This window comes from Escherichia sp. WS2035 (assembly GCF_046487065.1).
Lineage (GTDB): Bacteria > Pseudomonadota > Gammaproteobacteria > Enterobacterales > Enterobacteriaceae > Escherichia > Escherichia coli.
The window spans coordinates 111,018-126,121 of the sequence record NZ_JBJQKD010000012.1 but is presented as its reverse complement, the minus strand read 5'-3'; the positions used below and the strand labels follow the sequence as shown (position 1 = coordinate 126,121).

Here is a 15,104-nt window from a genome sequence, read left to right as displayed (position 1 = left end):
TTATTCTCCCTGATTAATATTTTTAATTACACTCACAAGACGCGTAAGCCCCATATATAATTTTTCTCGACTGCAGGCCAGGTTCAGACGAAGGTAGCCCTCCCCCTCCGTTCCATAGACATGCCCCGCCATAATGCCCACTTTGCCTTCATGAATTAATCGACTGTAGAATTCATCAAAAGGATAACCAATAGCAGAACAATCTATCCAGGAAAAATAGCAACCATCAGCTGGCCTTACGATCAATTCTGGAATATTTTCATTCAGATACTGCTGGGTGAATTGAATGTTAGAGGCAATATGTGCCTTTAATGACTTTAACCATCCCTCACATTCGTTATAGCCAATAATAGTTGCAATTATATTCAGTACTGATGGGGAGTTTACAAAATCGCGATACCTCGATATCGTTCTGAACTTATGATTAAAATTATCGTCAGTTGAAATCATATACGATCCTGTTAGTGCAGGAACATTAAATGTTTTCGATATCGAGTTAAATACTACTACTTTTTCTTTTTTTATTTTAAGCGCGGATGTAAAGCTACGATTAAAAACAAAATCACTATGGATTTCATCTGAACATAACCAGACATTATGCCTTGTACAGCTTGCAGCGATTTTATGCAGTTCTTCTTCCGACCAGACTGTTCCTGTCGGGTTATGAGGATTACATAATAACACCATCTTTGCGCTTTTAATCTTAAGATCAAAATCTTGCCAGTTGATAGCGTAGCTCCCCTCATTTTTTATAATCAAAGAGGCTGTCAGAATATTTCGCTCGCTATGTTTAATTACATCAAAAAATGCATTATAGACAGGTGTAAAAACGAGAATATTATCACCATGCGATGTCAATAACTCTATTGCTTTTGCAATAGAGTACATCACACTGGGGCTATAGGTTATCCATTCAGGTTTAATATCTGTTTGATATTGTTGATAATACCAGTTTACTATCGCATTCAGATATTCACCATGTTGCCAACGACTGTACCCTAAAATCGGGTGTTCCAGGCGTTTTTTTAATGCTCTGGTGATAGCGTCTGGTATCGGAAGATCCATATCTGAAATAGAGAATGGTAGTACATCTTTTACACCAAATCTGTCCTCGCAAAAGTCCCATTGGGTACAATATGTTCCTTTGCGGGAAACAGGAGTATTAAAAACATCCATCAGTATATCCCCATATAGTTATCCATATCCCGACGCAGGGCGATGACTTTAGTGCCGATAATGACTTGTAGGGTATTTTGATCAAGTTTAACAACCGCAATCCCGCCAGCTATTTTTATTGCAACTTCGTCAATCAATCCCATATCTGCGATTGTTAAACGTAAACGAGTTACGCAATTATCCAGTGACTTAATATTCTCTTTACCACCAAGTGCCTTAACCATCTGCTCCGCCGCTTGCAGCTCTGATTTATCAGGAGTTGGGATATCCGCTATAGCCGTATCTTCGTGAGCGTTCAGCGTGACAGGACTGGACTCTTCACGGCCTACGGTCATCAGGTTAAATTTAAGAATGGTCCAACGGAACACAAAGTAATAAATGAAGAAATAGGCCACTTCGACACACACCGCGATCGGCCAACCTGTTCTTGTGCCACGCAATACGCCAAAGCTAATAAATTGAATCAGATCGCCAGTAAATCCCATCTTCACGCCCATATATGGCAGAACCATGTTAGCGAATCCATTCATAAAGGCATGGAAGACAAACAGCAGTGGACTGACAAATAAGAACAGAAACTCAATCGGTTCGCTGACGCCGCCAATAATCACCGTAAGCACCCCGGAAATAAGCAATGCTTTGATAGCCTTTCTGTTTTGAGCATGAGCAGTGCGATACATCGCCAGCGCGGCACCAGCCAGACCATACTGAATCATCAGTTTGCCCTGCTCCATTTTCCCCGCCAAATCCAGCGGAATGACCGCATTCTCTTTGACGTACGCCATAAACATGTTCAGGGTGCCGTAATATTCTTCGCCGCCAATCACAGCCGAACCGCCGATTGGCGTAAAGCGGAAAACTGACGTCACCAGATGGTTTAAGCCAAAAGGAATCGTCACGCGTTCGGCAACTGCATAGAAGAAATAACCAACAGGACCGGAAGTTGAAATCCAGTGTCCAATGAGCATGAAAAGATTGAAAAACGGCGGCCAGATAAAAGGAATGATCAGACCAAATCCACTCATCACAATCAGTGTAATGATAGGCACCAGACGTGGGCCGCTATAAAAACCTAACGATTCAGGAATGCGTAAATTAACGATCTTTTTATACATGCTGGCGACTAATAACCCAGCAACAATTCCCCCCAACACGCTGGTATTGTAGGACTGGATCCCCAGAATGATGGTTTGCCCATGTGTCGACATTTGGTCAGCAACGACCAATAAGTCGTGCTGTTTAAGATAAAAGTTCGTTCCCAGATGCATCGCCATAAAACCAATTAAGCCAGAAAAAGCACCATAGGCTTTATCCTCTTTATCTTTTAATAATCCTAAGGGAATCGCTATCGCAAACAATACAGGTAAATTAACAAAGGCAAACAAACCAAGACTAACAATGAAATCAAGTATGGTTTTAATTATTGGGATAGCCAGAAATGGAATTAACTTTGCCATATCATCACTGGCTAAACCACTTCCCAGACCTAGCATCATGCCACATACACTTAGCAGAGCAATGGGATACATAAATGCCTTCCCCAGGCTCTGAAAAAAACTCCAGGCTTTCTTTTGTTTCATGTGGGTTATCTCATATAAATGTTATATATAATTAGTCCATTAATACTTTGGTACGAATAGAGAGATATAGTTTTTCTTCTAAAATTAATTCATATTTAAAAGTGGCATACAGATACCGTTCAATTTCATGAATTGCGCGCTGTAACAGGATGTCCTTTTCAAGAAACTGTTCATAGATATCACCAATATCTTTCTGTTTTATTTCTTCATTGCATAACACGCGACTTGAAAAATATTTAAGGTGCATCATAAATCTGGAATAGTTAAATGAACTTCTGTCCACCTTTCTGTTATAAACAACTTCAATAAGCCCCGTGATTATTTGCGACAACTCAATAATTCGTACTGATTCATAATCAACTGAATTTTCATAATTATTTAAAATATGCAATGCTATAAAACCAATCTCATCATCAGGAAGTTGAACGCTGAATTGCTCATTAATGATAGTTAATGCATCGCGACTTATCGCATACTCTGCTTTGTACAACGCTTTGATTTCATCAAGGAAAACATTATTAATTTGTATACCTGAAGCGACTCGGGATATTGCATTCGAAATGTGATCCGCAAGAATCAATAGTAGCGATGGATTGAGATTTTTTTCGAGATTTTTCTCCGCATATTGCACTATTTTTTCGGCAACAAACACATACTCAATATCTACATGTTCAATCAATTTATAGAGTTTGTTTTTTTGTTCATTTCTGACATAAAAAATCCGGTTAGCCGGATGCTCAGGGACCGACATTCCATATTTTTTGTTGTAACCGACGCCAGGCCCAGAAATGATAACCTCCTGTCCATTCATCGATGCCTGTACACAATTATTGTTCATGACTTTTTCGATGATCATTCCATGGCTCCAAAAAAAAAGGCAAGGCACGTCAGAAGTAATAACTACTTCAAACATTGCCTTGCCTGATTTAACAGTTACAAGATGATTAACTAATGCGTATACATTACACGGAATTGTGCTTAATTAAAGAGATGGTCGGCTTATTTTTCAAGCCGACATTCAAATATCCGACATCAGTCACAAAACCAGCGTCTAATATTCAGGTAAATGTTATCTATTCGACGAAATATAAATTCATTGAATAAATAAAAACATTATCCCCTTCTCGCCAGCGTCGCCCCATCGGCAAAATACGCTTTAATTCCCGCAAGAATAGACTCCGCAACTTCCTGCTGGAAAGTCGCCGTTTTCAGTTTACGCTCTTCCTCAACGTTACTGATAAACGCCGTTTCGACCAGAATGGAGGGAATATCTGGTGCCTTTAGTACGGCAAACCCAGCCTGTTCAACTTGATTTTTATGCAGCTTGTTGATTTTACCGAGCTTATTCAGCACCGCTTTACCAAACTTAAGGCTGTCGGCAATGGTCAGCGACTGCACCATATCGAACATGGTGTGGTCGACATAGCGGTCACCGCTTTTGCTTACGCCACCAATCAAGTCCGAGGCGTTCTGGGTTTGTGCCAGATATTTTGCCGCAGTACTGGTTGCGCCTTTGGTTGAGAGCGCAAACACCGAGGAACCGCTCGGCTGGCGACTGGTAAAGGCGTCGGCATGGATAGAAACAAACAAGTCAGCGCGCTGTTTCTGGGCTTTTGCTACGCGCACTTGCAACGGAATGAAGATGTCTTCATTGCGCGTCATGTACACCTTCATATTGCCCTCTTTCTCGATCAGAGAGCGCAGACGGCGAGCTATTTGCAATACCACGTCTTTTTCGCGTGTTTTGTATTTCCCCACCGCACCGGAGTCTTCGCCACCGTGGCCAGGGTCAAGCATAATGACAATCGGACGATCCCGCCCTGCTTTACCCGGTTGTGGACCACTTTGTGCTGGCGGCACCTGCTTTTCGAGGTCGCCTTTGTTGTAATCCTCCAGCAGCGCCAGCAGCGGGTCCTGCATATCCTGTGCATTGGCCGGATAGAGGTCCATCACCAGACGCTCTTTAAACCCGGCGACCGGCGCAAGGGCAAACAGCTGCGGTTTTACGTTTTGCTTTAATTCAAAAACCATACGTACGGTTTGCGGGTCAAATTGCCCGACGCGCGCCGACTTGATGAACGGGTCGTCAGCGCGGATTTGCGCAGCCATCCCCTTGAGCACTGAGTTCAGGTTTACATCTTCGATATCCACCACCACGCGTTCAGGATTACTCAACGCGAACTGCTTATATTTCAGCTGACGATTTGATTCTACCGTCACGCGGGTGTAGCTGGACGCAGGCCAGACGCGCACCGCCACGACCTGGCTGACCGCAGCCAGGCTGACCTGACTTACGCTCAATAGCCACATGGCACCCGCGCCTTGCAGTAAACGACGACGGCTGATTGCAGTGTTGGATCCTGACATGCCTCTCCCGAGCAAAAGAAATCTAAGCTGTGTAACAAGTAAACGACCAATTTGACCGGAAACTTTAGCGAAAGACGCATAATCTGTCATCTATAAAACGGTAAACATTCTTTTTATATTCACGGTATTACTGATAAAAAACTCGCTCCCGCATAAAATTTACACTTGCACCCTGCGAAAAAACAGAATAAAAATACAATAATTTAGAATAATCATGCAAAGAGGTGTACCGTGGTAAAGGAACGTAAAACCGAGCTGGTCGAGGGATTCCGCCATTCGGTTCCCTATATCAATACCCACCGGGGAAAAACGTTTGTCATCATGCTCGGCGGTGAAGCCATTGAGCATGAGAATTTCTCCAGTATCGTTAATGATATCGGGTTGTTGCACAGCCTCGGCATCCGTCTGGTGGTGGTCTATGGCGCACGTCCGCAGATCGACGCAAATCTGGCTGCACATCACCACGAACCGCTGTATCACAAGAATATACGTGTGACCGACGCCAAAACACTGGAACTGGTGAAGCAGGCTGCGGGAACATTGCAACTGGATATTACTGCTCGCCTGTCGATGAGTCTCAATAACACACCGCTGCAGGGCGCGCATATCAACGTCGTCAGTGGTAATTTTATTATTGCCCAGCCGCTGGGCGTCGATGACGGCGTGGATTACTGTCATAGCGGGCGTATCCGGCGGATTGATGAAGACGCGATCCATCGTCAACTGGACAGCGGTGCAATAGTGCTAATGGGGCCGGTCGCTGTTTCGGTCACTGGCGAGAGCTTTAATCTGACCTCGGAAGAGATTGCCACTCAACTGGCCATCAAACTGAAAGCTGAAAAAATGATTGGTTTTTGCTCTTCCCAGGGCGTCACTAATGACGACGGTGATATTGTCTCCGAACTTTTCCCTAACGAAGCGCAAACGCGGGTAGAAGCCCAGGAAGAGAAAGGCGATTACAACTCCGGTACGGTGCGCTTTTTGCGTGGCGCAGTGAAAGCCTGCCGCAGCGGCGTGCGTCGCTGTCATTTAATCAGTTATCAGGAAGATGGCGCGCTATTGCAAGAGTTGTTCTCACGCGACGGTATCGGTACGCAGATTGTGATGGAAAGCGCCGAGCAGATTCGTCGCGCAACAATCAACGATATTGGCGGTATTCTGGAGTTGATTCGCCCGCTGGAGCAACAAGGTATTCTGGTACGCCGTTCTCGCGAGCAGCTGGAGATGGAAATCGACAAATTCACCATTATTCAGCGCGATAACACGACTATTGCCTGCGCCGCGCTCTATCCGTTCCCGGAAGAGAAGATTGGGGAAATGGCCTGTGTGGCAGTTCACCCGGATTACCGCAGTTCATCACGGGGCGAGGTTCTGCTGGAACGCATTGCCGCTCAGGCGAAGCAGAGCGGCTTAAGCAAATTGTTTGTGCTGACCACGCGCAGTATTCACTGGTTCCAGGAACGTGGATTTACCCCAGTGGATATTGATTTACTACCCGAGAGCAAAAAGCAGTTGTACAACTACCAGCGTAAATCCAAAGTGTTGATGGCGGATTTGGGTTAAGCGATGCAAATCGCCGGATGCGACATGCACAACATTCATAGGTATGATAAGACCCACATGCGTCGCATCAGGCAATTACGTTTATCCCCGTGAACTAAACAACGCCGCCAGACCACTGCGCCGCTCGGTGCGCGTGGCAATTGCCGCACTTAAAATGCGCTCATCGGCATACAGCGACAGACGGCGACGCGCGCGGGTCACCGCGGTGTAAACCAGCTCTCGCGTTACTACCGGCGTGCGTTGACTCGGTAAAATCAACGCCGCATGGTCGAACTCCGATCCCTGCGATTTATGTACCGTCATCGCCCACGTCGTTTCGTGCTCTGGCAGGCGACTCGGTTGCACAGACTTAATATTGCCGTCCGGCATCGCAAACCAGACGCGCGTCCCCTGCCCGCGATCCAGCGCAATACCAATATCGCCATTAAACAACCCAAGCGCGCTGTCATTACGGGCAATCATCACTGGTCGACCTTCGTACCAACGAGAGTGCGGATGACGATGAATTTTGCGCTTCTGTTGCATAAATTGCTCAATTCGCTCATTCAATCCAGCCACGCCAAACGGTCCTTCCCGCAGGGCGCACAAAAGCTGGTACTCATTGAACGCCTGAATGATTAAATCCGGCTCGGCACGCGCTTGCAGCAGATCCAGATAACGTCCGTAACCCGCAAGAACTTCCTCAAGCATCGCAATATAATCTTCGCCACTCTGTAAAAGCCGTTTTTCGATATCAGTAAAATCCTGCTGAAAAACGGTTTTCACTGCCGTTTTATCACCTCGGTTAATCGCCGCAGCTAACTGACCAATGCCAGAATCGCTGCCGAAACGATAGCTTTTTTGCAGCAGGCAGAGGCTGTCGCGCAAAGATGCCGCTTCTGTGCCAGTTCCTGCTGGAACGTGGCTTCCCGTCAGGCGGCTCAACTGCCCGGCACGCTCGGCGGTAAAGCCCGCGTTGGCATAAGCGCAGATATCGCCCAGCACAGCCCCAGCCTCAACCGAGGCCAGTTGATCACGATCGCCGAGAAAGATCACTCGCGCATGATCGGGCAAGGCGTCGATCAGTCTCGACATCATAGGAAGATCGATCATTGACGCTTCATCTACCACCAGCACATCAAGATGCAGCGGGTTACCGGCATGATGACGTAAACGCTGGCTACCCGGCTGCGCGCCCAGCAATCGGTGCAAAGTGCTGGCATCTTCCGGAATGCGTTTCTTTTGTTCAGCGGTCAGCGGTAACTGTCGCAAAGCCTTGCCGAGAGATTCGGTTAAGCGCGCGGCAGCTTTACCCGTTGGTGCAGCCAGACGGATACGGCAGCGTTCTCCGTCGGCCATTTGAATTAAGGCTGCCAGCAACTTCGCTACGGTGGTCGTTTTACCGGTGCCAGGACCGCCGGAAATCACCGAAATCCGCCGCGTCAGCGCCACTGCCGCCGCAACTTTTTGCCAGTTAATTTCATCGCTTACTGGAAAAAGTTTGTCCAGGGTTTGCGCCAGTAGAGCTTCATCAACCTCAATGGCATGATTCACTTCGTTGAAAAAACGTGCCACTGTGCGCTCGTTACACCACATGCGATTCAAATAAAGACGATCGCCACAGAGGATCATCGGCGTTGGTTCATCTCCCCGGCTGACCGCTTGTGAAGCCAGCAAGCATTCTTCCCAATTTTGTAGCTCACCGATTTCACTGACACAGGTCGCCAACAGCGGATGCGACGCCTCGTTATTTTCCAGTCGTGAAAGCGGCAAACAAACGTGTCCCTCTCCGGCATCATGACTTAATAGTGCCGCCGCGAGGGTGACGGCAGGATGTTCATCTCCCGCCACGGTCAGGGCAAACTGCACGTCCAGCGGGCGTAGCTGTTTGTGCTCCACAGCTTCCAGTAATTGCTTTTGCAATTTCATTACGCCTCCTCCAGGGTCATACCGGCAAACATCTCATCCATCAGGTCAATCAACCCGGCGTTGGGTCGGGTCGCGTAGATCCCTTGTTGCGGATGTTCTTTATCAACGCCACGCAGGAACAGATAAATAACGCCGCCAAAGTGGCGCTCATAGTCGTAATCAGCAATACGATGGCGCAGATAACGGTGCAGCGCCAGGGTATAAAGCTGATATTGCAGATCATAGCGGTGTGCCTGCATTGCCGCTGCCATAGCCTGTTGGGTGTAAGCCGAACTGTCTTCACCCAACCAGTTGGATTTATAGTCGAGCAGGTAATAACGCCCTTCGTGGCGGAACACCAGATCGATAAAGCCTTTTAACATGCCACGTACCTGCATGAACTCCAGCGGCGGGCAGCCAGCAGATAGCGGGTCAAACTGGCGAATTAGTGCATCAAGCTGGCTGGCGATGAGCGGTTCGCTAATTGGCAGGTAAAACTCCATCTCCACCTGTTTATCGCGATCGGAAAGCTGACTCAGGCTAATACCCGTTTCATTGAGAGGTGCCAGGAGGACAGCCGTGATCCACTCAGTCAACACCGGTTCCCACTGCGGTTCAAAGCCACCGAGCTCCAGTTTTTCCTGTACCCAGTTCGGGTCAACCGGCTGGGTAAAATCGAGGTCTTCAAACAAACTGTGCAAGAATGTCCCCGGTGACGCACCGCGCGGGAACTGATGCGGTGTTAACGTCGGTACTTCAACGACGCTGACCACGCCTGCGGCATCAACATCCAACCGTGGCATCAGATCCTGAGCGATACCGTGACCACGCTGCTGCAAACCGGAGTAGCTGGTGACACGCCAGTTATCGCCGGGCAATCGTTGTAGCGTCCTCGCATTCAGTTCTGCAGTTAATGCATCATTAACCTGCCAGGGCTGGTTATCACCAATTTGTGCCGTTTGCCAGGCAATATCATCATCGCACAACGCTTCAATGCAGGTACGAAGCCCTGCCACATCTTGCGGTTCTCCTTTTTGCAGCAAACGCCCGAGCGCACTTTGGTGGACGTCGGTATCACCTTTTTTATCGCCACGACGGCGCACCAGCGGTGCAACGCCGAGACTGCAATGCCAAACCGAACGCGTCAGCGCCACGTAAAGTAAACGCAGATCTTCCGCCAGACGTTCGGCCTCCGCGAGGTCGACGCTTTCTGGCGCAGCATTAAGATCCAGAACGGCCTCAAACGAGTGGCGATCGTGATAAAACGCCTGATCCTGGACGCGGAAATTGGTAATAAATGGCAACCAGACCAGCGGATATTCCAGCCCTTTTGATTTGTGTATCGTGACAATCTGCACCAGATGTTTATCACTTTCGAGGCGCATTTGTTGGCTGGAGGCATTACTGTCTGGCTCGAGGATATGTTGCGATAACCAGCGTACCAGCGCATGTTCACTTTCCAGCTGCGTTCCGGCTTCTTGTAGCAGTTCGCTGATATGCAAGATATCGGTAAGACGCCGCTCACCGCCTGCCGTTGCCAGCAAGTTTTCTGCAATGTTACGCGCCGACATCAGCGCCCGCAGCATCGGCATAACGCCACGTTTGCGCCAGATTTGCCGATAACCATCGAACTCTTCGACTACCGCATCCCACGCATGTTCGTCATTATTCAGCGTTTCAATATCCAGCGCATTCAGCCCCATCATTGACGTTGCCAGCGCACTGCGCAGGGTGTTCTCACGTTCGGGCGTCATCACCGCCTGCAACAGCCAAAGCATCTCCTGTGCTTCCAGAGTTTCAAAAACACTGTCGCGGTTCGAAAGGTAAACGGAAGGGATTTCCAGCAGCGTTAAGGCATCGCGCACCTGAGCGGCCTCCTGGCGGCTGCGCACCAGCACACTGATGTCCGAAGCACGCACCGGACGCGCATCGTCGCCGTTCATCAGCAACGCTTCGCCCCGCTGTCCGGCTTGTAGCCAGTCGCGGATTTGCGCAGCACATACCTGCGCCATGGTACTTTGATAGTCGCCAACGCCGCAGCTTTCGCCTTCCATCAGCCACATTTTCATCGCAGGCTGCATTTCACCTTTAAACACAAAGCGTAACGCCTGATTTTTCCCGGCAGATTTCACAGGAATAAACGGTATTTCACGAAACATGAACGCGTCATCAGTCTGGCTGAAAAGTTTGTTAACGCTGTTCACCATTCCCGGTGCGGAACGCCAGTTGGTATCTAAGGTGTAGTGAGCATGAACTTCGCTACGCGCCTTCATATAAGTGAAGATATCCGCACCCCGGAATGCATATATGGCCTGTTTCGGGTCGCCAATCAGCAACAATGCGGTTTCCGGCTGATGGTGCCAGATACGGCGAAAAATTCGGTACTGCTGGGGGTCGGTATCCTGAAATTCATCGATCATTGCCACCGGGAATCGCGTACGGATCGCCGCTGCCAATACCTCGCCGCTTTCACTACGCAGCGCGGAATCGAGCCGACTTAACATGTCATCAAAACCCAATTCGCCACGGCGGCGTTTTTCACGCGCTACTGTTTCGCGGATCTCAGCCAATGCGCGGGTGATCACCAGATCGCGGATCGACAATGGTTCTGCAAGCAGTTGATCGATCGCCTCAAACAGTGGATGTCGCGGGGTTTCCCCCCCGGCTTTCGTGCGATCTTCTAAGAAACGCTGAGAGAATTTTTCCAGCGACTCCGGCAACTGATAGCTATTGGTCTCTTCTTCTGCCCAGGCGCTGATCTTCTCGATCCATTTAGCCTGATTGCTACGGTTAAACTTGCGTCGATCAATACCAGAAGATTCGATCAGCGCATCCAGTTCACCCACTGCGTCGCGCCACTGCTGTTTTACGGCATCAATACGCGCCACAATTTGCGCGTGGCGGGAAGCCAGCGTTTCATCATCGGGGGGCGGTGCTTTGATAACTGGCGCTTCGCCTTGCAGATAACGATTAATATCGCGCAGCAACGCCTGCGGCCCTTTCCAGGTTTCAAAGACGACCTGGGCAATTTCACGCGGCAGCGGGTAGCAGTGGCGACGCCAGAAATCGGCGCAGGCCTGGTAGCGTAGCAGAGACTCATCTTCAATCAGCTGCTGCTCAAACAGCATGCCGGATTCAAAGGCATTCAGGTTGAGCATGCGCTGGCAAAAGCCGTGGATAGTAAAGACTGCCGCTTCATCCATCTGCCGCTCGGCTAACAACAACCACTGCGCGGCTTGCGCTTTATCGTCGATCTCTTCCAGCAGGCGTTTGTACAGTGGATTGTCGGTGGTTTCACGCAGACAGGCGATGCGCAACTCGTGGATATTGCTACGGATACGACCACGCAATTCTGCCGTGGCAGCCTCGGTAAAGGTCACCACCAGCAGTTCTTCAACGGTCAGCGGGCGGGGAAAGGCGGCCGAACCGCCTAGTCCAAGTAACAGGCGCAAATAGAGCGCCGCAATCGTAAAGGTTTTGCCTGTGCCGGCAGAGGCTTCAATCAGGCGCTCGCCCTGTAAGGGCAAGCGCAAAGGATCTAGTGTCTCGGCGACATCACTCATTCTTTTCACTCATCAGGGGCATTGTTTGCTGCAACGCGCTGACGTTCTCCCACACTTTCCAGCCTTCAGGATGCACATATTCGGCTTTCCCATTCTGGCTGCCGGAAATCTGCGACAGAATAGCCATACCTTGCGGCTCGACCACCGCCTGATGGAAGAAATCAGCAATTTTTTGCGGCGTCAGCAGTTTTATCTGGGCCACGATTTTATCACGCGAATCGAAGCGCATATTGCCGCGATCGAAATCTTTACTTAACTTCGATGCTTCTTCGCCGAGCGTTTGCGGTGCCTGCAGCATCTGGGTAATTACCGCCTGCTGGATTTGCGCAAACTCTTCTGGCTTCATCGCCCGCAATTTTGCCTCTGCGGTTGGGAAAAACGCCTTGTAACGCTCCCACAAGAATGAAGGCTGTTTATCATTGCTTTGCAAAAGGAAGCCCATGCCCCACTGACGCCCCACGCTCATTGGAAACGCAAACACGGCATAGCCCAACTGTTCTTCGGTACGCAACTGATTGTAGAACCACGGCTGTACGATCTGCCCCAACAGAGAACTATACGCTGAGCTGGTGTATTCATCGTAGCCAGTCGGTACAAATACCGCTGCCAGTGCGGAGTCGGTGCTGTTACCGGCTTTTTCAAAGATGACGGATTGTTTTTTATCGACCACGACATCTTTGTTACGACACCACTCTGAACCATCAGCGCCCAACTGTTTTTGCACATGGCGTGCCAGCGTTATTGCCTGGGCTTCAGTCATGTTGCCGATAACCATAAACTCTGGTCTAGCCCCTGATTTTAAGGCGTCGCGATAGGCCAGCACCTCTTTCAACGTAATGGAGGGCAAAATTTTGCGCCGTTCATCTCGCGAGAAGTACGGCACTTGCGAGAGCATCTGCGCGGGCATAATCGCCTGCTCGAACGCTTTGCCCTTTTCTGCGGAATCCATCATCTGGTTATACCAGGACTTCGCCTGCTCAAGCTGATCTTCCGTAGCGGTATAGCTAAAGTAGCCCTCCAGCAGAGCCTGGAACAGCTGCGGCAGACGCTGGGTGTAACCATTAGCATTAACCATAAGGCCGTTGTTAGCATTGGTGGAAAAACTTATGCCACCAACCGACGCCTGGTTGCTTAACTGATCAAGCGCCAGCCCTGCGAGATAATCATTGAGTGCAAACATCACCTGATTGCGGGCGCTGTCCATGGCTTTCGGATTACGCAAAATCAGGCTGACATCAGCTTTGGGCTCGCTGGCAAAATAACGGCTTGGCGCATACACCACGCGCAGATTCGACTCATCAACAATCAACTCTGGATGGTCGTATTTCTTCTCTGACTTAATCAGCGAGAAATCGTCAGGAATATAGGGGTTAAGCTCCGGTAAGGAGAGCGCAATATTGGCGGCTTTTTTCTGCCAGTCAGCGAAAGTTTGTGCGCTAATTTTATCGACCTGATACGGCGCATCGACAAAGTAAGCCGTTTTGTTGTGCGGCTCTTTCGGGCTGATATACCAGATACGCGCATTCTGTGGCGTCATCATCGCCAGACGTTCTTTTACCGCTTTAGCGTCGTACCGATCGGCAATATTGACTGCATCCAGTGTATGCTCAACAGGAACGCGAATCATGGTATCTGCCAGCCATTCGACGTAATCCATATCACGGGTGATTGACGGATAACGGAAGTCGATATCCAGCACATTCGCCAGTTCATCGAAGTATTGTTTATCGATCCCTTTTTCACGTAACAGATTGAGGTAGCTAAAAATGGCCGCCACAACCTGATCGCGATTCGCCAGACCTTTATCGGTTAAAGACGCAGAGATCGCTAATACGCCGCTGTTGCCGTTGACGATAGGATCGGAATTGGCGCTAATGCCCTCAACTAATCCCTGCTTTTGCAGCCAGTCAGAAAGTGTACCAGGGCTGCGATTACCAATCAGATAGGTAATCAATTCATCCGTTTTACTACGGAACTTCGCTGAATTGTTATCGATGCGAAACTCAACGCGCAGAACTTTACGCGGCAGCGCCGGGACGTAATGAATGATAATGCCCTTTTGCGCGTCGGTGACTACCGGCACGGTGATTTCCGGTTTTTTGCTCTCTTTGTTCGGCACGCGACCAAAGGTGTCCGCCGCCATTTTCGCCAACTCCGGCAACGGTTTATTGCTGTAAATAACCGCCTTCATCAGATTGGCGGAATAGTACTTCTCGTGGAAATCTTTCAGCGCCTGCTGTACCGGATTACCTGGTTTGTCGCTTAAAGTTTCGAGGTTACCACCAGAAAACTTTGAACCGGGGTGTGCCGGGTTAATGGTTTCTGCGCTGACCTGTGCCATGCGCATCCCGTCACGCGTACGCGCCATGGTTAATTCGGCATTCACTGCATTACGCTCACGTTCGGCGTATTTCTTGTCGAGCAAGGGTTCTGCAATAGCATCGGCCAGGCGGTCTACCGCACCGGGTAAGGCATCGTTCTCAACTTCCAGATAGAAAGCCGTGCGATACGGTGCCGTGCTGGCATTGTGACTGCCGCCGTGCATTTTGAGATATTCGGCCAGACTGTCAGCCTGCGGATACTTTTTCGACCCCATCAGACTCATATGTTCAAGGTAATGTGCCAGCCCCTGGTACGCCTCAGGATCTTCCAGCGACCCAACGGGCACCACCAGCGCCGAGAGCGATTTAACTGCCTGCGGATCAGAAACCAGTAAGACCACCATACCGTTATCCAGACGTATAGCCTGATACTGGCGGTTATCTTTATCACTTTTACGGATGGTTTCCTGAATCGGCTGCCATCCCGTTTCTGCCTGACTTAAGGGTGCCCAGAGGGCAACAAACAACAATAATGCTTTGAACCAGATGCTGCGGGGCATTCACGGACCTCATAATCAACTTTATTTTCTGGCCAGATTCAACACGTTAACGCAAATCATCTGCCAGAATTTAATCTTGTGCTGAAC

The 15,104-nt window shown here is 49.3% G+C and carries 8 protein-coding genes; 1 reads left to right on the top strand and 7 read right to left on the bottom strand.

Going from position 1 to position 15,104, the window contains the following annotated elements:
- The 4 genes from ACJHX4_RS19145 to amiC all read right to left on the bottom strand — a co-directional run bounded on the left by ACJHX4_RS19145 (position 1) and on the right by amiC (position 5,123).
- Positions 1-1,176, bottom strand: coding sequence for a MalY/PatB family protein (locus ACJHX4_RS19145; protein ID WP_000382416.1), 1,176 nt, complete (start codon positions 1,174-1,176; stop codon positions 1-3).
- Positions 1,176-2,756, bottom strand: coding sequence for a PTS transporter subunit EIIC (locus ACJHX4_RS19140; RefSeq protein WP_000810555.1), 1,581 nt, complete (start codon positions 2,754-2,756; stop codon positions 1,176-1,178). Before ACJHX4_RS19140 ends, ACJHX4_RS19145 begins: the two co-directional genes overlap by 1 nt.
- Before the next feature lie 31 nt (positions 2,757-2,787).
- Positions 2,788-3,612 (bottom strand): PRD domain-containing protein, encoded by an 825-nt coding sequence (locus ACJHX4_RS19135; RefSeq protein WP_001296342.1) that lies wholly within the window; start codon positions 3,610-3,612, stop codon positions 2,788-2,790.
- A 257-nt stretch (positions 3,613-3,869) separates the two neighbouring features.
- Positions 3,870-5,123 (bottom strand): N-acetylmuramoyl-L-alanine amidase AmiC, encoded by a 1,254-nt coding sequence (amiC, locus tag ACJHX4_RS19130; protein WP_000016907.1) that lies wholly within the window; start codon positions 5,121-5,123, stop codon positions 3,870-3,872.
- Between the two features lie 231 nt (positions 5,124-5,354).
- On the opposite strand from amiC, the gene argA reads away from it, so the two are divergent.
- Positions 5,355-6,686: an amino-acid N-acetyltransferase gene (argA, locus tag ACJHX4_RS19125; RefSeq protein ID WP_000237953.1), complete on the top strand. Its 1,332-nt coding sequence runs from the start codon at positions 5,355-5,357 to the stop codon at positions 6,684-6,686.
- Positions 6,687-6,767: 81 nt separating this feature from the next.
- Here the strand turns inward: argA and recD are convergent, their stop codons facing one another.
- The 3 genes from recD to ptrA are packed head-to-tail and all read right to left on the bottom strand — an operon-like array spanning position 6,768 to position 15,017.
- Positions 6,768-8,594, bottom strand: a complete 1,827-nt coding sequence (recD, locus tag ACJHX4_RS19120) for an exodeoxyribonuclease V subunit alpha (RefSeq protein WP_000775933.1) — start codon at positions 8,592-8,594, stop codon at positions 6,768-6,770.
- Positions 8,594-12,136: an exodeoxyribonuclease V subunit beta gene (gene recB / locus ACJHX4_RS19115; protein WP_001296343.1), complete on the bottom strand. Its 3,543-nt coding sequence runs from the start codon at positions 12,134-12,136 to the stop codon at positions 8,594-8,596. The genes recD and recB overlap by 1 nt, the downstream gene beginning before the upstream one ends.
- Positions 12,129-15,017 carry a pitrilysin gene (gene ptrA / locus ACJHX4_RS19110; protein WP_001138102.1) on the bottom strand — a complete coding sequence of 963 codons (2,889 nt, stop codon included), beginning with the start codon at positions 15,015-15,017 and terminating at the stop codon, positions 12,129-12,131. Before ptrA ends, recB begins: the two co-directional genes overlap by 8 nt.
- Between the last annotated feature and the right edge of the window lie 87 nt (positions 15,018-15,104).

Coding starts and splice junctions, on each gene's coding strand:
- recB (WP_001296343.1), bottom strand. CDS start 12,136: ATGAGTGATGTCGCCGAGACACTAGATCCTTTGCGCTTGCCCTTACAG.
- ACJHX4_RS19135 (WP_001296342.1), bottom strand. CDS start 3,612: ATGATCATCGAAAAAGTCATGAACAATAATTGTGTACAGGCATCGATG.
- amiC (WP_000016907.1), bottom strand. CDS start 5,123: ATGTCAGGATCCAACACTGCAATCAGCCGTCGTCGTTTACTGCAAGGC.
- recD (WP_000775933.1), bottom strand. CDS start 8,594: ATGAAATTGCAAAAGCAATTACTGGAAGCTGTGGAGCACAAACAGCTA.
- ptrA (WP_001138102.1), bottom strand. CDS start 15,017: ATGCCCCGCAGCATCTGGTTCAAAGCATTATTGTTGTTTGTTGCCCTC.
- ACJHX4_RS19140 (WP_000810555.1), bottom strand. CDS start 2,756: ATGAAACAAAAGAAAGCCTGGAGTTTTTTTCAGAGCCTGGGGAAGGCA.
- ACJHX4_RS19145 (WP_000382416.1), bottom strand. CDS start 1,176: ATGGATGTTTTTAATACTCCTGTTTCCCGCAAAGGAACATATTGTACC.